Source organism: Deinococcus aerolatus, from assembly GCF_014647055.1.
Classification (GTDB): domain Bacteria; phylum Deinococcota; class Deinococci; order Deinococcales; family Deinococcaceae; genus Deinococcus; species Deinococcus aerolatus.
Window position 1 is genome coordinate 110974 of the sequence record NZ_BMOL01000011.1, and the last position, 16990, is coordinate 127963.

Annotated in this window: 17 protein-coding genes and 1 tRNA gene; 9 read left to right on the forward strand and 9 right to left on the reverse strand. The window is 67.8% G+C overall.

The window, feature by feature from the left end; all coding sequences use genetic code 11:
- Window positions 1-33: 33 nt before the first annotated feature.
- From IEY31_RS12395 to dcd, 5 genes are all read right to left on the reverse strand, one after another.
- Window positions 34-1356, reverse strand: coding sequence for a TRAP transporter large permease (locus tag IEY31_RS12395; protein ID WP_188972426.1), 1323 nt, complete (start codon window positions 1354-1356; stop codon window positions 34-36).
- Window positions 1356-1958, reverse strand: a complete 603-nt coding sequence (locus tag IEY31_RS12400) for a TRAP transporter small permease subunit (RefSeq protein WP_229723565.1) — start codon at window positions 1956-1958, stop codon at window positions 1356-1358. Before IEY31_RS12400 ends, IEY31_RS12395 begins: the two co-directional genes overlap by 1 nt.
- 159 nt (window positions 1959-2117) lie before the next feature.
- Window positions 2118-2501: a DoxX family protein gene (locus tag IEY31_RS12405; protein ID WP_188972430.1), complete on the reverse strand. Its 384-nt coding sequence runs from the start codon at window positions 2499-2501 to the stop codon at window positions 2118-2120.
- A 90-nt stretch (window positions 2502-2591) separates the two neighbouring features.
- Window positions 2592-2813 carry a hypothetical protein gene (locus IEY31_RS12410; RefSeq protein ID WP_188972432.1) on the reverse strand — a complete coding sequence of 74 codons (222 nt, stop codon included), beginning with the start codon at window positions 2811-2813 and terminating at the stop codon, window positions 2592-2594.
- Between the two features lie 82 nt (window positions 2814-2895).
- Window positions 2896-3456, reverse strand: a complete 561-nt coding sequence (dcd, locus tag IEY31_RS12415) for a dCTP deaminase (RefSeq protein WP_188972434.1) — start codon at window positions 3454-3456, stop codon at window positions 2896-2898.
- A gap of 247 nt (window positions 3457-3703) precedes the next feature.
- Here dcd and IEY31_RS12420 point away from each other — a divergent pair.
- The 7 genes from IEY31_RS12420 (at window position 3704) to IEY31_RS12445 (ending at window position 10265) form a co-directional block, all read left to right on the forward strand.
- Window positions 3704-3777: transfer RNA gene (locus tag IEY31_RS12420), tRNA-Gln, on the forward strand.
- 236 nt (window positions 3778-4013) lie between these two features.
- The gene (locus IEY31_RS12425) at window positions 4014-4622 is read left to right on the forward strand and encodes a DUF4384 domain-containing protein (protein ID WP_188972436.1); all 609 of its coding nucleotides are present in this window, start codon (window positions 4014-4016) and stop codon (window positions 4620-4622) included.
- Window positions 4623-4989: 367 nt separating this feature from the next.
- On the forward strand, window positions 4990-6528 hold the full coding sequence (locus IEY31_RS12430; protein WP_229723566.1) for an O-antigen ligase family protein: 1539 nt from the start codon (window positions 4990-4992) through the stop codon (window positions 6526-6528).
- A 3-nt stretch (window positions 6529-6531) separates the two neighbouring features.
- Window positions 6532-7395, forward strand: coding sequence for a WecB/TagA/CpsF family glycosyltransferase (locus tag IEY31_RS12435; RefSeq protein WP_229723569.1), 864 nt, complete (start codon window positions 6532-6534; stop codon window positions 7393-7395).
- A gap of 51 nt (window positions 7396-7446) precedes the next feature.
- On the forward strand, window positions 7447-7692 hold the full coding sequence (locus tag IEY31_RS19050; protein WP_373289160.1) for a DUF6979 family protein: 246 nt from the start codon (window positions 7447-7449) through the stop codon (window positions 7690-7692).
- Between the two features lie 235 nt (window positions 7693-7927).
- Window positions 7928-9184, forward strand: coding sequence for a cation:proton antiporter (locus IEY31_RS12440; protein WP_188972438.1), 1257 nt, complete (start codon window positions 7928-7930; stop codon window positions 9182-9184).
- A 61-nt stretch (window positions 9185-9245) separates the two neighbouring features.
- Window positions 9246-10265: an NADP-dependent oxidoreductase gene (locus tag IEY31_RS12445; protein WP_188972440.1), complete on the forward strand. Its 1020-nt coding sequence runs from the start codon at window positions 9246-9248 to the stop codon at window positions 10263-10265.
- Between the two features lie 9 nt (window positions 10266-10274).
- Here IEY31_RS12445 and IEY31_RS12450 read toward each other — a convergent pair whose 3' ends face one another.
- The 4 genes from IEY31_RS12450 to IEY31_RS12465 form a co-directional block, all read right to left on the reverse strand.
- Complete coding sequence (locus IEY31_RS12450; RefSeq protein WP_188972442.1) at window positions 10275-10910, reverse strand: thiamine diphosphokinase; 636 nt, start codon at window positions 10908-10910, stop codon at window positions 10275-10277.
- A gap of 47 nt (window positions 10911-10957) precedes the next feature.
- Entirely contained in the window at window positions 10958-11974 is a 1017-nt protein-coding gene (locus IEY31_RS12455) for a hypothetical protein (protein ID WP_188972445.1), read from the reverse strand.
- Between the two features lie 60 nt (window positions 11975-12034).
- On the reverse strand, window positions 12035-13003 hold the full coding sequence (locus tag IEY31_RS12460) for an ABC transporter ATP-binding protein (protein ID WP_229723571.1): 969 nt from the start codon (window positions 13001-13003) through the stop codon (window positions 12035-12037).
- 61 nt (window positions 13004-13064) lie between these two features.
- On the reverse strand, window positions 13065-14612 hold the full coding sequence (locus tag IEY31_RS12465; protein ID WP_188972447.1) for an ABC transporter permease: 1548 nt from the start codon (window positions 14610-14612) through the stop codon (window positions 13065-13067).
- Window positions 14613-14728: 116 nt separating this feature from the next.
- Here IEY31_RS12465 and IEY31_RS12470 point away from each other — a divergent pair, with 116 nt between their 5' ends.
- Window positions 14729-15748 carry a 4Fe-4S binding protein gene (locus IEY31_RS12470; protein ID WP_188972449.1) on the forward strand — a complete coding sequence of 340 codons (1020 nt, stop codon included), beginning with the start codon at window positions 14729-14731 and terminating at the stop codon, window positions 15746-15748.
- A 57-nt stretch (window positions 15749-15805) separates the two neighbouring features.
- A complete protein-coding gene (locus IEY31_RS12475) occupies window positions 15806-16990 on the forward strand; it encodes an acetyl-CoA C-acetyltransferase (protein WP_188972450.1) in 1185 nt (394 codons plus the stop codon).

Consider the following 16990-nt stretch of genomic DNA (forward strand, 5'->3'; position numbering starts at 1 on the left):
GGGCGAGGGAGGTAATCCCCACCCCCGTGGTGGTTACGGTCCTGCGGCGCGCAATCCCGTCAGGCCGGGGAAGGCCACACAGAGGGCCAGCACGAACAGCTGAATAAAGATGAACGGGATGACCCCCCGGTAGATGTCGCTGGTCGCCAGCTGTTTGCCCGCGATGCCACGCAGGTAGAACAGCGAGAACCCGAAGGGAGGGGTCAGGAAGCTGGTCTGGAGATTGATGCCCAGCAGAATGCCGTACCAGATCATATCGACACCCAGCTCGCGCGCGACAGGCGCAAAAATAGGCAGCAGGATAAAGGCGATCTCGAAGAAATCCAGGAAGAAGCCCAGGATGAAAATGGCCAGGTTGGTCAGAATCAGGAAGCCCAGCACCCCGCCCGGCAGGTTGGCCAGGATGTTCTGCATGAACAGGTCGCCGTCCAGCGCCCGGAACACCAGCGAGAACGAGGTGGAGCCGATCAGGATGAAAATCACGAAGGTGGTCAGCCGGGCGGTGGAGAGGGTCACCTCCCATAGTCCGCCGCGCGTCATCTTGCGGTTGGCAATGGCCAGCAGCACCGCGCCCAGCGCCCCGACCGCCCCGGCCTCGGTGGCGGTGGCCAGGCCGAAGAAGATCGAGCCCAGCACCGCAAAAATCAGCAGCAGCGGCGGAATCATGGCCCGCAGCACCTGCAGGGCCATCGCCGAAGGCCGGATGTTCAGCTCGGCGGCGGGCATGGCCGGGGCGAGATTGGGACTCAGGGCCGAGCGCACGATCACGTAGGCGACATAGAGGGCCGCCAGCATCAGGCCCGGCACCAGCGATCCCAGGAACAGGTCGCCCACCGACACACCCAGTTCGCTGCCCAGCACCACCAGCACCACGCTGGGAGGGATGACCTGCCCCAGCGTCCCGGACGCTGCAATCACGCCGCTGGCCAGCCCCTTGTCGTAGCCGTAGCGCAGCATGATCGGCAGGCTGATCAGTCCCATTGTGACCACTGTGGCGGCCACCACGCCGGTGGTTGCGGCCAGCAGCAGGCCCACCAGCACCACGGCCACCGCAATGCCGCCGCGCAGGCGCCCGAACAGCAGCCCCGCCGTCCGCAGCAGGTCCTCGGCCAGTCCGCTCTTGCCCAGGATGCCGCCCATGAACACGAAATACGGAATGGCCAGCAACGTGAAGTTGCTCATGGTCCCGAAGACACGGTCCGGAATGGCCCGCAGCAGCAGCGTATCGAACTGGCCTGTACTCAGACCGATCAGGCCAAAGATGATTGCGGTTCCGGCCAGCGAGAAGGCCACTGGGAAACCGCTGAAGATGAGGATAAACGCGCCCAGAAACATCCACAGCCCAATCGCTTCCATTACTTCTTCCTCAGGTCGTCGTTCATTTTGCGTTCGGCCTCGTCGGGAAGGCCCACCAGCAACCCATCCAGCCCGGCGCGGTCCAGGTGGACTTCAGCGGCCAGGGCAGCCACCTCGTCCAGCTCATCCTGGGTGCGGTACTCGTAGTGGCCGGTCAGGGCGCCCGCCGCCTTGATCGCCTCGCTGATGCCCTGAATAAACAGCAGCACGAAACCGATGGGCAGCAATAGCTTGATTGGCCAGCGCAGCAACCCACCCGGATCAGAACTGCCCTCCTGAATGCCGTAACTCAGCTGGAACCACGGAATCGCCACCCACAGCACGATCACGCAGAACGGCAGCAGGAACAGCACGGTGCCGATCAGGTTAATCAGCGCCCGGCGTCTGGGGGCCAGCCGTCCGTACAGCACGTCCACCCGCACATGCTCGTCCACGCTCAGCACGTACGCGCCGCCCAACAGAAAGATCACGCTGAACAGGTACCACTGCAGTTCCAGCAGGGAATTGCTGCTGAAGGCGGTGCCCAGATAGCGGTCGGCAAAACGTCCGAAGACGTTAAAGAGGCCCACGCCGATCATCAGCAGGGTAACCCCGCCGATCACGACTCCCAGCCAGGATGAAAAACGGTCTATTGCGCGCGCAAGTCCCAGCAGAGCTGGCATTCCCACCCCTTTTGAACGATTCGCCTGCACTTTGCATTGCACGGTGAAACCGCTCCCTTAGAATTTGTTTACTTGCGGAGTATACGTGTCCTGGCGCGGCTAGCGTTTGCGGCCCTGGCGGCCGGCCCGCCAGACGGCCCACATCAGCAGGGGCTGCAGCGGCAACCGGGCCCAGGCCACCCACGCGGGCACACCAAACTTCTGCGGCTCCTGCGCCATGTAGACGTTGGCGGGGAAGACGGCCAGCAGCAGAACCAGCAGCCCCCAGCGTGCGGCTGGCCGGGTGGCCGGGTGCAGCAGCCCCAGCCCGCCGGCCAGTTCTGCCGCGCCGCTGATCAGGGTAGCCGCCTGGGCGGGCATAGGCAGGCCCGGCGGCACGATGCGGTCAAAGAACTGCGGCGCGACAAAATGCGTGAGGCCTGCGGCGACGAACACGGCCGCCAGCGCCAGCACGCCGGGGGTGGGACGGGGAGATTCGAACATGTTCCACTGTAGCGGCACGGGCGCAGCAGACGGGGCCAGGAGATTTCGCCTCCTGGCCCCATGTTGAACGTCTCTGTGTGGCTCTGATTGTTAGCCCTGCTTGGTGGCCGGCACCGAACGTGCCTCTTCGACGTCCTTCTTCTCTTTCAGGCCGTCGTGCTCATTGTTGCGGGCTGCGTTGGCCTCGCGGTCGTTGTTGCCCTTGAAAGAGGGTTTGCGATCATGTTCGATCTCGTGCACCTCTTTCTTGTTGCGGTCGTACTCCTCGGGCAGGCTGGTGTGGCCACTGTTCTTGTCGTCTTTGTCTGGCATGCCGGTAGCCTGTCATCTCCGCGTCCGGGCAGGGACAGGAGAAGCTCAAGCCCCATTTAGAGATGAAGGTGGGCTCAAGCCCTCATAGCCTGGGCAGCGTCACGCCGCGCTGGCCCTGGTACTTGCCCTTGCGGTCCCCGTAGGTTACTTCAGGACGCTCGCCCTCGAAAAACAGCAGCTGGACGCAGCCCTCAAAGGCGTACATCTTGGCGGGCAGCGGCGTGGTGTTGGAGAATTCCAGCGTGACGTGGCCTTCCCAGCCGGGCTCCAGCGGCGTGACGTTCGCCACAAGGCCGCAGCGTGCGTAGGTCGATTTGCCCAGCGCCACCACCATCACCGTGTCGGGAATTTTCAGGTATTCCAGGCTGCGGGCCAGGGCAAAGGAGTTGGGCGGAATGATGATCTCGTTGGCGGTGATGTCCACGAAGCTGCGCTCGTCGAAGTGCTTGGGATCAACGATGGCGCTGTTGACGTTGGTAAAGATCTTCCACTCGTCGGCGCAGCGCAGGTCGTAGCCGAAGCTGCTCAGGCCGTAGCTGATCACCTGCTGGTTCTCGGCGGTGCGGACCAGCCGGTCCTCAAAGGGGTCGATCATGCCCGCATGGGCCAGTTCACGGATACGCCAGTCGGGCAGAATGCTCACGCCCGCCATGCTACGGCAAACCGGCGTGCCTCAGGCTTGTGGGAGGGCCGCGGCTGTTCCACTTCACCGCAGCGCACATCTGGAAGGTCCTGACCCAGCGTGACCTCCGTCCGCCGCCCTGGGTGCGCCTCCCACAGCGTGGAGGACGGGTGAGGAACCCGCGTGGCCCGGCTCCATCGGCAGTTGACCCCCCGCGCCCGCCGCCGTTATACTTCTGTCCGCCGCGCCGTGAGGCCGGAACAACCGTAGGGATATGGTGTAATGGCAGCACAACAGATTTTGGATCTGTTTGTTCAGGTTCGAATCCTGGTATCCCTGCCACAACCGCGACAGGCAGCCTCCGCTCAGCTCGGAGGCTGTCCTTTTTGTGCTTACCCACGTCACGTAGGGTCTCATGAAACCCAACGTCAGCTTCCTCACCTTCAGTCAGCTGGCCTTCACCGGGCGTCAGGCAGCGGGGCGTAGCGTGGACACACAAGCAGGGCGCGCCGCGAAAGCGTGCTGGGAGCCCTCCCGGCGCAGCGGACACGCGGACTGCCTTGACCCGGAGGTCCGACATGATTTCATTTAATAAGCCCGCCTTGCTGCTCGTCGTCTCCGCCGCCCTGCTGGGTGTGGCCGCGCCTGCACTGGCTGCGCCGAAGATCAGCGCCCAGAGCATCATCGTCAACCCGGTACCCACCACCCTCAGCGCCCGCGTGTGGGTAGACCGTGACCGCAGCGGCACACAGAACCCCAGCTACCGCATTGGCGAGCGCATCACGCTGTACACCAGCGTCAACGAGAACGCCTACGTCTACCTGTTCAACGTCAACCCGGACGGCAGCACCGACCAGATCCTGCCCAACCGCATCAGCGCCAGCAACTACGTGCGTGCCGGGCAGACCCGCGCCTTCCCGGCCAGCGGCGACCGGTTCACCTTCGATGTGGCTGGTCCCCACGGCCTGAACCGCGTGCTGGTGATTGCCAGCCGCCGTCCCCTGAGCCTGTCGGAGCTGAGCAGCTACCAGAACGGCGGGAGCTTTGCCACGGTCAAGCCCAGAACCAGCGAGGGGCTGGCCCAGGCGCTGAGCATCGTCGTCGATCCGGTGCCCAGTCCGGTGGTGCAGCCGGTGCCGCAGACCGACTGGATCAGTGACACGGCGTACTACACCGTCGTGTACTAGGGTTCAGGTGTGGGGTGGGGCGGGTGGGCCAGAAACGGCCTTCCCGCCCCACTGCGGTCGGTGCGTGCCGGACTGGAGATGGGGCTTGCTGCTCCACTCCCTCCTGGGGCGGTTCGGCGGGTCTGCAGCTGGGCGCATGTGGTATTAATTTTCTGTTAGCGTCCCGCTGTCTAGGGTCTGACGAGTCGTAAGATCCGGCGCGGAGACCGGCAGAATCCTGCAGGCCGCCGCACCACATTCTGGGAGAAGTTATGTCTGCAAGTCGTTCGCCCATCCAGTCCCACAACGGCATGTCACGGGCCGCACATCTGCCGCTCTGCCGCCCCCCGTTTCAGCGTGTGGCGGGACTGCCCACACCGGAACGTCCATGAAGTCGGTACCTCTGCGCGCTTCCGGGCGTGACCCCCGGTCCCCGGCCCCCGCCGGCTGGGCGGTGTGGCTGGCGCTGCTGGGCGCGGCCCTGCTGGTGGGGGTGCTGGCCGCCGAGCAGCCGCTGCTGGCCGGGGCGCTGACGGTCCTGATGGTGCTGTTCGCGGGCCTGACGCGCATGTGGCACCGGCTCTCAGAACTGGCCCTGGGTTTTCTGGGCGTTTCGCTGGTCGGCTACGCCTTTCTCGGAAAGGGTTACGCGTACATCGGGGTGCCGCCTCTGTTCGTGGGCGAGATTGCGCTGGCCCTCGGGCTGCTGGCCCTGCTGCGGGTGGGCGCGACCGGCATCCGTCACCACCGGGGTCTGCTGGCGCTGGTGTACGTGTTCATGTTTATTGGTCTGATCAACACGGTGCCGTACATCAGTCTCTACAAAATCGATGCCCTGCGTGACAGCGTAACTTGGCTGTATGCGGCCTTCGCGCTTATCGTAGCTGGGCTGTTGCTTCGCTTAAATTGGTTGGAACGTGTGACTCAGCAGTACGCCCGCCTCATCCCATGGTTCCTATTCGCCGCGCCCCTGAGCTTCATCGTTTACAAACTGTTCAAAAACGGTATTCCAGCGTGGCCGGGCAGCGATACCCCACTGCTGTATCCCAAGGGGGGTGACATCGGGGTGCATCTGGCGGGCATTGTGGCTTTCTTGCTGCTGGGGCTACATCATCACTTCAATGTGTCGCAAAGCCGCCGGAGCTGGCACGAATGGCTATGGTGGAGTCTGATTGTGTTGGGCGTCCTGGCGACGTCCGAGAGCCGTGCCGCGACGCTGGTCATCACCGCCAGCGGGTTGCTCATTGTTCTGCTGCGCCCGCGCAGCGGCTGGGGTCGGCCGTTGTATCTGGTGGCCGTGGTGCTGACACTGCTGGTTGCCACCAACTTCAGCGTCAATCTCGGTGGCCAGCGCGATATCTCCGCCGAAGGGCTGTTGCTCAATGCCCAAAGCGTCGCTGGAGATTCCGGCTCGGACGTGCGCGAGGGCACCCGTACCTGGCGACTGAATTGGTGGAACGACATCGTGGACTACACCATTTACGGTCCATATTTCTGGACCGGCAAAGGCTATGGTATCAACTTGGCCGACTCTGATGGTTATCAGGTGAAACGGGAACACTCGCTGCGTAATCCGCACAACGGCCACATGACTTTCCTGGCCCGTTCCGGCGTGCCGGGTTTCCTGGCCTGGGTGGCGTTGCAACTGGCCTTCGGCTTCAGCCTGCTGCGTGCCTACGCCCGCGCCCGCGCCACCGGGCAAACGACCTGGGCCAGCCTGAATCTATGGCTCTTCGCGTACTGGCTGGCCTTTCTGGTCAATGCCAGCTTTGACGTGTACCTGGAGGGGCCGCAGGGCGGCATCTGGTTCTGGAGCGTGTTCGGTTTCGGCCTCGCGGCCCTGGAAACCCAGCGTCGTCAGGCTGCGGCCCTCTCCGGAGCCCCTTCTACCACGGCCCCCCTGCCTGCCCCCCTCAAGGAGTTCTGAATAATGTCGCTGCCTATCCCCTCCGATCCGCGCTCCGCCGCGCCTGCTCCGCCTGCTTCACCCGCCGTGGGGGCGTCTCCGCACCCTGCCCTGACCTCCCGCTCGATTCTGGGAATGCGGGTGGATGTCACCACCTACGCGGACGCCACGGCCAGGGTCATGGCCTGGGCGCGGGCGGGTCAGGGGCGCTACGTCTGTGCCTCCAACGTTCACATGGTCATGGAGACCAGCGACAGCGCCGAGTTCCGGGATGTGGTGAACGGGGCCGATCTGGTGACGTCCGACGGCGTGCCGCTGGTGTGGGCCTTGAAGGCGCTGGGGGTGCCACAGGCCGAGCGCGTGTACGGCCCCACCCTGATGCTGCACGTCTGCGAGGCCGCGGCCCGTGAAGGGGTGCCCATCGCCCTGTACGGCGGTACGCCTGAGAGTCTGGAGGAGTTCGTGCTGTTCCTGCACGCCAACTATCCGGGCATCGAGATCGCCTGCCTGATCGCTCCACCGTTCCGTCCCCCCACCCCCGAGGAAGACGCGTACTACACGCAGCAGCTGGTCGACTCCGGAGCGCGCATCGTGTTTGTGGGCATCGGCTGCCCCAAGCAGGAACGCTGGATGGCCGCCCACACCGGGCGTCTGGACGCGGTGCTGCTGGGCATGGGGGCTGCCTTCGACTTTCATACGGGGCGGGTCCGGCAGGCCCCCGCCGCCATGCAGCGGCTGGGCTTGGAATGGCTGTTCCGCCTGTTCATGGAGCCGCGCCGCTTGTGGAAGCGCTATGCCAAACATAACCCGCGCTTCGTGGGCAGGTTCCTGCTGCAACTGCTGGGCCAGAAGATCATTAACCGGGGGCGCAGGGCGAGCCGGGATTAAGGAAGGGCCAGGAACCCGCAATCGCTCTACCGGTGAAGGAGGTGGTCCAGAATGCTGTCCGCACTTCTGACCGAATTGGCCCTGTGCAATCCGTCCTCGCCTGAAGAGGCGTGGAACGCTGCTGTCCAGATGCTTGCCGAGCAGGGTCTGGGGACGGCTTCCGGCCAGGTTAAAGGGTGCCCGCGGACGGCCTTTGTGGGACTGGCTTCACACGGCCTGATCAGTGGCTTCTCCGCTCCGTCTCCCAGACCCTTGAATCAAAATGCCCGCTATGCCCTGAGCGCTTACCGCCTGTAACTTGCTGACCACTGCTTGCTGAACCGCACGTCGGACTGGTGGCAGGCTGTCGCCACCGAACGGAACATTGATCGCAAAGGGCACAACGGCGTGTTGAATGTCGTCAGTCCGCTGATTAAGCGCGGGGCCTCTGCTCCGGCTGCGGCGACACCTTTGACCTGAACAGCGAAGGCTGGGTCGGGCCTGCCGCAGAAGATGACGTGCAGCCTTCTGCCGACGCTCTATCCTTGAGTCGATGCTGACCGCCTTCGCCACGCTGCTGTGCGTCACGGCGCTGCTGGCGTATCTCAACGAACGCTTTGTCCACTTCCCCACCACTGTGGGCGTCACGCTGTCAGGGGCGCTGGCGAGCATCGTGCTGATTGCGCTGGATGCGCTGGGGCTGATTCCCGGCGTGCGCGGCTGGGCGGCGGAACTGCTCAAAACGCTGAACTTCACCAATTTTGTCCTCAACGGTATTCTGGCCGTGCTGCTGTTCGCGGGTGCATTAAGTCTGGACGCCCGGCAACTGCTGCGCCAGCGTGGCAGCATCCTGACCCTGGCCTTTCTCAGCACGCTGATCAGTACCTTCCTGATCGGCTTCGCGGCGTATTTTGTCTTTAGGTGGGTGGGCCTGGATGTGCCGCTGATCTGGGCGCTGCTGTTCGGGGCGCTGATCAGCCCCACCGATCCGGTGGCGGTCTTGGATCTGCTGAAGCGGGCCAGGGTTCCGGCCAGAATTGAGACGCTGATTGCCGGAGAAAGCCTGTTCAACGACGGCGTCGGCGTGGTGATCTTTCTGGCCCTGGCCGGCATTGCCGGCAGCGGTGGGCGGCATGACGGTGATGTGGGCGCGTTGGACGTCCTGGTCCTGTTTCTGCGAGAGGCGGGCGGAGGGCTCCTGTTCGGGGCCGTGCTGGGTATGACGGGCTACCGCCTGCTGCGGAGCATCCACCAGCACGCCGTCGAAATTCTGGTCACGCTGGCCGTGGTGGTGGGCGGCTACGTGGCCGCCGCGGCGCTGGAAATCAGCGGTCCGCTGGCGATGGTGGTGGCAGGTCTGGTGATCTCGGCCAACCGACAGGAGGTGTTCGGCGAGGAAACCGGGGAACTGGTGGAGAGCTTCTGGGAGACCACCGAACAGGTGCTGAACATTCTGCTGTTTGCCTTTATCGGGCTGGACGTGCTGCTGACCCGCACCACCGGCGCGCAGCTGATCGCCAGCGCCGTGCTGATTGTCGTGGCGCTGGCCGCCCGCTGGATCAGTGTCGCTCTGCCTTTCGCGCTGGTCCGTGCCCGCGAGGGCTACGGTGCGTACACCGTGCGGCTGCTGACCTGGGGCGGTCTGCGCGGCGGCATTGCCATCAGTCTGGCCCTGAGTCTGCCTGCCAGCCCGTACCGTACGCATATCGTGACCGTGACCTACGCCATCGTGCTGTTCACGATTGCCGTGCAGGGACTGACCATTCTGCCGCTGGTCCGCAGGGCCGCCGCCGCCAGCCCGGACGCATGAACCGACGCTGATTGGAGTGTCCATCACATTGGTGGCGGCCCACAGGCAGCCCAATACCCCCATGACGACTTCACAGAAGACGATGTCCCGCGAGATCCAACTGGCCGCCCGTCCCCAGGGGGCGCCCAAAGACAGCGACTTCGCGCTGGTGGACCGCGAGCTGGGCCAGCCGAGGCAGGGCGAGGTGCTGGTCCGCAATCTGTTTCTGAGCGTTGATCCCTACATGCGCGGGCGCATGAACGACGTCAAGTCCTACACGCCCCCCTTCGCGCTGAACGAGACCATGACCGGCGGCGCGGTGGGCGAGGTCATCGCCTCGGGCGCGGACGGCCTGAGCGTGGGCGATCTGGTGCTGCACGATCAGGGGTGGCGCACCCACGCGCTGCTGCCGGCGAAGGCGGCGCGCAAGGTGGACGCGATGCAGAGCGTCTCGCCCAGCGCCTACCTGGGCATTCTGGGCATGCCCGGCCTGACCGCCTACGCGGGCCTGCTGGACGTTGCCGCGTTCAAGCAGGACGACGTGGTGTTCGTGTCGGGCGCGGCAGGCGCGGTGGGCAGCGCCGTGGGCCAGATCGCCCGCCTCAAGGGGGCCGGGCGCGTGATTGGCAGCGCCGGGTCCGCCGACAAGGTGTCGCACCTGACCGGCACCCTGGGCTTCGACGCCGCCTTCAATTACAAGGACGGCTCCGTCACCAAGCTGCTGCGCGAGGCCGCGCCGGACGGTATCGACGTGTATTTCGACAATGTGGGCGGCGATCATCTGGAGGCCGCGCTGTTCGCCTTCAACACCTTCGGGCGGGCGGCGCTGTGCGGGGCCATCAGCCAGTACAACGCCACCGAGGCTCCCAGCGCCCCGCGCAACTTGGCGCTGGCGATTGGCAAGCAGCTGACCCTCAAGGGCTTCATCGTCGGCACCTACAGCCACCGGTACGCCCAGTTCGTGCAGGAGGTGGGCGGCTGGATCGCGTCCGGCGAACTGCAGTACGACGAAACCGTGGTGGAGGGCATTGACCACATGCCCGGCGCGTTCATGGGCCTGCTGGACGGCCAGAACACCGGGAAGATGGTGGTCAGGCTGTAAAGCCGAAGTTTAACCGGGGACTGGCGCCCCGCTCCACAAGGCCGTGATCAGCGCGTAGCCCCCTTGCAGGGCGGCGGTCACGGTCTCCCCGTTGGTCTCGTTGCTGACTGTCCAGCCGCTGCCCAGCGGGACCGCCGCGCCGTGCAGCGGCCAGCGCACCCCACTCAGGGTCAGGCCGCGCAGGTCGTGGCACGCCACCACGCTCAGGGTCACGCCGGGGGGCAGTGCCAGCGACAGGGGAGAGGCGGGCAGCAGCGGCCAGGCCCACTCGTCGCCGCTGCTCAGGGTTACGCGGCGGCCCTCGCGCGCCAGCCGCACGCCGCCCAGCAGCAGGGCCGCCGCGTGGTCAAAGCGCCCGCCGAAGGCCCCCAGGAACACCAGTTCGGTGGCCCCGCGCCCCAGCGCCACACGCACGGCCAGTTCGGCGTCGGTCTCATTCTTGGCCGCCGGATGCACCTCGCGTGGGGCGTCCACCGTCACGCCCTCCGAGGAGTCGAAGTCGCCCACCCAGGCGTCCACCGCCACCCCCAGACCCGCCGCGTGGCGTGCGCCCCCGTCCGCCGCCACCACCAGGGTGGGGCGCGGCAGGGTGTCCAGCGCAGGCGTAAGCGTCAGCCGCCCGCCGACCAGAATCCAGGCGATCACCGGGGCAGTGTAGCGGCTTCACCGCCGCGCCCCGGCCCCAAAGTGCCCTACAGCCCCGGCAGTCCCAGCGCTGCGTGCAGGTCACCCAGCAGGGTCTCCACGTTGCGGCTCAGCCCGTCCAGCGCCGGGGTGGAGGTTCGCAGCGGATTGAAGGCCGACAGGTAAAGCAGGCGCGTGCCGCCGCGCGGGTTGAGGCTGGGGTCCGCCGTGACGGCCAGCTGCACGAATTTTTCCTGGCCGCCGGGCAGCGTGTAGGTCACGCCGACCAGCGTGTACGCCCCGGCGTTCTCGGTGGACGTGACCTTGAACTGCACGCCTGAGGCGCTGGCCAGGGTGGCGCTGGTGGCCGCCGCGTTCAGCTCCTTGACCTTGACCGGGTTGTAGGGATCGCTGGTAAACAGCGCGTTCATGTCCGCAAAGGCCAGGGTCTTGAGCAGGCTGCCCAGCTGCTCGACGGGTTGACTGGTCTGGGCGGCTGGGGCAACGGGAGAGGCTGGGGCCGCCGCCGGTGCGGCCACCGCCTGGACTGGCCCGGTCTGGCCCAGATACGGGGTCAGCGCGCCGCTGGCGGTCAGCTTCTGCACCAGTTTCCCGGCGCAGTCGGCCACCGCCTTGCCCTCGTCACTGTCAAGGTACACGCTGCCGCCCCACCAGCCCCAGGCGCTGACGCCGCCGCTGGTGCCCTCGCAGCTCTCGTTCCATTTAACCGTGCCGCTGGCCGCGTCGGTCAGTTCCATGCTGGCGCGCACCGTCTTGCCGCGCAGGCAGCCCACGAACGGCAGGCAGACGCTGCTGCTGCTGCTGACATCAGTGACGCCTCCTGCCATCTGAAGGGGTGCACCGTCTTCCTTGCGCACGGCCTCCACGTAGCCGCTGGCGGTCAGCGCCCTGTTCATGGCCTCCTCGAAGGCGGCGTAGACGCTGCCGGAACAGTAGCCTCCCCGGCACCACTTGTCTCCGATGTACACCACGGCTTTGGGGCCACTGTAGGTCTGCGCGCCGGCCAGGGTACCCAGCATGGTCGCCGAGAGGCTGAGGTTGCGCTTCCACTGTAGGTTCTTCATCCGCGTGTCCTCCAGAGGTGAGGGGCGTGGTGACGGTGACCCTACAATATGACACCTCGGTCAGTCCCGGTCATCGGTCACCGTCCGAAGTCGCCCCTCGTCCACCTCCATTCGCAGCCCCTCACCCCCCAGCAGCCCCACCTCCCGCGCGCTGAGGTTCAGGGTCAGTGGTCCCAGCAGGTGCGCCACCGTGACCGTCTCGCCGGCCTCGGTGGTGTGGCGGGAGGTCACGGGAAAAGCCTCGCCCTCGCCCAGCCGCACAGCGTCCTCGGGAACCAGCAGCGCCTGACCGCTCCCGCGCACCAGCACATTCGCCCAGCCCAGGAAAGCGGCCACCCACGCCGTCGCGGGCCGGTCAAAAACCTCACGCGCTGCGCCGGTCTGCACGAGCTGCCCGGCCCGCATCACCGCCACCTGTCCGGCCAGCGCCAGCGCCTCGCGCTGATCGTGGGTCACCAGCAGCACGCCCGCGCCGACGCGCCGGAACAGGTCGCGCAGATCGTTTCTCAGCTCGGCCCGCAGGCGTTCGTCCAGATTGCTCAGCGGCTCGTCCAGCAGCAGCAGCGGCGAATTCGTCGCCAGGGCGCGGGCCAGCGCCACCCGCTGGGCCTGTCCGCCGGACAGCTGCCCCGGTGTGCGGGCGGCCAGTTCGGTCAGGTTGACCAGCGCCAGCGCCTCCTGCGCCCGCCGGTGCGCCTCGGCCCGCGCCGCGCCGCGCATCCGGGGGCCGTAGGCCACGTTGTTCAGCACGCTCAGGTGCGGAAACAGCGCGTAGTCCTGAAACACCAGCCCGATGTGCCGCGCTTCCGGCGGCAGCCCCGTCACATCGCGCCCACCTACCTCCACCCGCCCCGCGTCCGGGCGTTCCAGGCCCGCCACCATCCGCAGCACCGTGCTCTTGCCGCAGCCTGACGGGCCGAGCAGGGCCAGGGTCTCGCCCGCCCCCACGGTGAGGGACACGTCCCTGGCCGCCTGCACGGGGCCGTAGGACTTGGAAAGGTGATGGGTGGTGAGGGCGGGGGGGAGCACGTCGCTCAACCTAGCGCCCCGCGTTCACCACTGCCTGCCCTGCTGCTGCTGAACATCGGCGTCACGTCACTTCCCCCTCGCCGCCGTCCAGCACCGTGAAGGCCGTGGCCGACAGCAGCAGCAGCACGGTGGCCAGGGCACACGCCTCGCCCAGATTGCGCTCGCCGGGGCGGCCCAGGCGGTCATACAGGCCCACGCTGAGGGTGGCCCACTCGGGACGGGTCAGCACCAGCGTGGCACCGAACTCGCCCAGCACGGTGGCCAGGGCCAGTGCCGCGCCGCCGCGCAGGGCCGGCAGCGTCAGCGGCAGCGTGACCGTGCGCTGGGCGGCCAGCGGGCCGGCACCCAGGGTGCGGGCGGCCTCGAACAGCCGGGGCGGCAGCGCCCGCAGCGCGGGCAGCACCGAGCGCACCACCAGCGGCAGCGCCAGCAGCGTGTAGGCCGCGATCAGCATGGGCAGCGTGGCCGCCAGCGCCGGGTACGCCAGCAGGTAGCCCACCGCCAGCGACACGGGCGAGACCATCAGCGGCAGCAGCGAGATCAGATCCAGCACCCGCGAACGCGCCAGCCACGCCCCCAGCGCGTACAGCCCGCCCAGCAGGGTGGCGCCCACCAGCGCCATCGCCCCGAATCTTAGGGTGTTGCCCAGCAGCAGCGGCGTATCGGGGTCCGCGAGGATGCCCTGCCAGTACAGCAGCGTCGGCCCCGCCGAACCCAGCAGCCCCCGCGCCACCACCGCCACAAGAGGCGCGAAGCAGACCAGCAGCGTCACGGCGCCCAGCCCCAGGATGCCCGCCCGCACGCTGCCCCGCGCCGGGGGCAGGCCGCCCGCCGGCACCCCCGTTCCGCCGCGGGTTAACCCGGTGTAGGCCCACGTTGCCACCAGCGTCAGCAGCAGCTGGCCCGCGATCAACGCGCTGGCCTCGGACAGGCGCAGTTGCAGGGCGGTCAGGGTGTAGATCTCCACCTCCAGCGTCGCGTACTGCTCGCCGCCCAGCGCCAGCGGCAGTCCGAAACTCAGGGCCGAGTACAGAAAGACCAGCACCAGCCCCGCCGCCAGCCCCGGCAGCGCCAGCGGCAGCGCCACACCCAGGGCCGCCTGCCAGCCGCTCGCGCCCAGCGTCCGCGCCGCGCCGATCAGATGCGGGGGCACCCGCGAGAACCCCCCGTGGGCCAGGCGGATCATCACCGGCAGGTTGAAAAACAGGTTGCCCAGAATGATCAGGGCGGGCGTGTCGCTGACGTCCACTCCCGTCAGCGTGGTCAGCCAGCCGCGCGGTCCCAGCAGCGCCGAGAGGCCCAGCACCGCCACCAGCGTGGGCGTCACGAAGGGCAGCAGCAGCAGCCGCAGAAACAGCCGCTTGCCCGGAACGTCGGCCCTGGAGAGCAGGTACGCCAGCGGCGCGCCGATCAGCAGCGCCAGCAGCGCCGTGCCGCCGGCCTGCGTCAGGGTCCAGCCCAGTCGTCCCAGGAAGTACGGATCGCGCCACACGCCCAAGTTCACGCCGCCCTCGGCCAGCGTGCGCCCCAGCGGCACGGCCAGCAGCAGCGCCGTGAACACCAGCGCGGGCAGGGCCAGCAGCCAGCCGGACAGGCGGGAGGGAATCATGAACAGGAGTGTAGTGGGCCGCAGACCGGGTTCGGCTTTTCCGCTGGCCTGTCTGTTGACCCCCATCGGTGGGTGCAATCCTCTTGCTGCCGTCTGCCGACGCGTAGACTCCCCCCATGCTTCAGGGCCTCCTCTCCCGCCTCGACGATTCCGGCAACCTCGTCCCGCGCTACACGCCGCCGCGCTGCCTGCTGGAACGTCAGGCGGTGGGCGGCTGCGACATCTGCCGCGACGTCTGCCCGCACAACGCCGTCCTGACCGGGCTGGTGGGCTCGGCCATCCAGATCGACGCCGACGCCTGCACCGGCTGCGGCATCTGCGTCCAGGCGTGCCCGACGGGGGCGCTGGAATACAGCCTGCAGGGGACGTTGCAGAGCGTGCGGGATCAGAAGGCCGAGGACGGCGCAGCCGCCGGCGAGGGTGAGGCCAGCCTGACCTGTCCCCAGAGCGGCGCGGGCGGCCCGCAACTGCCCTGCCTGGGCCGCGTGACCCCGGCGGTGCTGTCGGCGGCGGGCGCATGGGGCACCCCGCTCACGCTGATTCACGGCGAGTGTGAGACCTGCCCGGTCGGTGCGCCGGACGTGCCGGAGCGGCTGGACGCGGTGGTGGCCGAGACCCAGCGCCTGCGTGCGGCCACCGGCCAGCCTGCCCGCATCACCGTGCGCGCCGCCACCCCAGGCGACGCCGAACGGGCGGTGCGGGTGTCGCGGCGCGGCGCGTTCGGGGCGCTGTTCCGGGCCGGCAAGGCGCAACTGGCCCAGAGCATTCCCGAGTCGCCGCTGCCCTTCGTGGACTGGAGCGAGCCCGAGGAACGCACCCCCGAGGAGTGGAAATGGCGCCGGCTGGCCCTGAAACCTGCCCCTGCCGCAGACGCCCCGGTCCACTGGCCCGCGCCGGTGGTGGACGACACCTGCATCGACTGCCCGGTGTGCCACAACGTCTGCCCGACCGACGCCATCGACCGTGAGATAGGGGATGACGGCAGCGTTCGCCTGCTGCTGAACCTCTCGGCCTGCACCGGCTGCATGGCCTGCCTGCGGTCCTGTCCGCCGGGGGCCATCCACGAACAGACCGAATGGCTGCCCGCCGCCTTCAGTGGGCCGATCCTGCTGCGCGAGGGCGAGAGCGTGATGTAGCGCGGGCGGGGCCGCCCCTGGGCGACGGGTGCGGCCCGCTCCCGCTAGACTCGGGCCATGACTCAAAACCCAAGCAAAATCGTGATCGTGGCGGCCCGGCGCACGCCTATCGGCAGCTTCCTGGGCGGCCTGAAAGACGTGTCCGCCGCTGAACTGGGCGTGGCGGCGGCGCGGGCGGTGGCCGGGGGGCTGCCCGGCGACGACATCGCCGACGTGATCGTGGGCAACGTGCTGCAGGCGGGCGTGGGCATGAACGTGGCGCGGCAGGTGGCGCTGGGCGCGGGACTGGCCCAGCACGTGCCGGGCTTGACGGTCAACCGCGTGTGCGGCAGCGGCCTTCAGGCGGTGATCAGCGCCGCGCAGGGCCTCAGGTCGGGCGACGGCCAGCTGTATCTGGCCGGCGGCACCGAGTCGATGAGTCGCGCCCCCTACCTGCTGCCCCGCGCCCGCGAGGGCTACCGCCTGGGCCACGCGCAGATGCTCGACAGCATCCTGAGCGAGGGCCTGACCGACGTGTTTAACGACTACCACATGGGCATCACGGCGGAGAACATCGCCGCACAGTGGGGGATTACCCGCGAGGAGCAGGACGCCTTTGCGCTGGAAAGCCAGAACCGCGCCGCCGCCGCGCTGGCGGGCGGACACTTTGCCGACGAGCTGGTCCCTGTCGAGGTGCCGGGCCGGAAGGGCCCCACCACCGTCGACACCGACGAGTACCCCCGCGCCACCTCGGCGGAGGCGCTGGCCAAGTTGCGCCCGGCCTTCAAGAAGGACGGCACGGTGACGGCAGGCAACGCCAGCGGCCTGAACGACGGCGCGGCCATGCTGGCGGTGACAACCGAGGACTACGCGGCGGCCCACGGCCTGAGCGTGCTGGCCGAGCTCAGCAGCTACGCGGCCATCGGCGTCGACCCGCAGGTGATGGGCATTGGTCCGGCCAGGGCCGTGCCCATCGCGCTGGAGCGGGCCGGTCTGACCCTGGCCGAGGTGGACCTGCTGGAGCTGAACGAGGCCTTCGCCGCGCAGTCGCTGGCCGTGCTGCGCGATCTGGGCGCGGACCCGGCGCGGGTGAACATCACGGGCGGCGCGATTGCGCTGGGCCACCCCATCGGCGCTTCCGGGGCGCGGGTGCTGGTCACGCTGATTCATGCGCTGCGGCGCACGGGCAAGGAAACCGGGGTGGCCAGCCTGTGCATCGGCGGCGGCATGGGCATCGCCGTGGTGGTCCGGGCCAGGAATTAG

Excerpts from the sequence above, each read along its gene's own strand:
- IEY31_RS12475 (WP_188972450.1), top strand. The coding sequence starts at position 15,806 with ATGACTCAAAACCCAAGCAAAATCGTGATCGTGGCGGCCCGGCGCACG.
- IEY31_RS12465 (WP_188972447.1), bottom strand. The coding sequence starts at position 14,612 with ATGATTCCCTCCCGCCTGTCCGGCTGGCTGCTGGCCCTGCCCGCGCTG.
- IEY31_RS12395 (WP_188972426.1), bottom strand. The coding sequence starts at position 1,356 with ATGGAAGCGATTGGGCTGTGGATGTTTCTGGGCGCGTTTATCCTCATC.
- IEY31_RS12470 (WP_188972449.1), top strand. The coding sequence starts at position 14,729 with ATGCTTCAGGGCCTCCTCTCCCGCCTCGACGATTCCGGCAACCTCGTC.
- IEY31_RS12425 (WP_188972436.1), top strand. The coding sequence starts at position 4,014 with ATGATTTCATTTAATAAGCCCGCCTTGCTGCTCGTCGTCTCCGCCGCC.
- IEY31_RS12405 (WP_188972430.1), bottom strand. The coding sequence starts at position 2,501 with ATGTTCGAATCTCCCCGTCCCACCCCCGGCGTGCTGGCGCTGGCGGCC.
- IEY31_RS12430 (WP_229723566.1), top strand. The coding sequence starts at position 4,990 with ATGAAGTCGGTACCTCTGCGCGCTTCCGGGCGTGACCCCCGGTCCCCG.
- IEY31_RS12445 (WP_188972440.1), top strand. The coding sequence starts at position 9,246 with ATGACGACTTCACAGAAGACGATGTCCCGCGAGATCCAACTGGCCGCC.
- IEY31_RS12440 (WP_188972438.1), top strand. The coding sequence starts at position 7,928 with ATGCTGACCGCCTTCGCCACGCTGCTGTGCGTCACGGCGCTGCTGGCG.
- IEY31_RS12435 (WP_229723569.1), top strand. The coding sequence starts at position 6,532 with ATGTCGCTGCCTATCCCCTCCGATCCGCGCTCCGCCGCGCCTGCTCCG.
- IEY31_RS12455 (WP_188972445.1), bottom strand. The coding sequence starts at position 11,974 with ATGAAGAACCTACAGTGGAAGCGCAACCTCAGCCTCTCGGCGACCATG.
- IEY31_RS19050 (WP_373289160.1), top strand. The coding sequence starts at position 7,447 with ATGCTGTCCGCACTTCTGACCGAATTGGCCCTGTGCAATCCGTCCTCG.
- IEY31_RS12410 (WP_188972432.1), bottom strand. The coding sequence starts at position 2,813 with ATGCCAGACAAAGACGACAAGAACAGTGGCCACACCAGCCTGCCCGAG.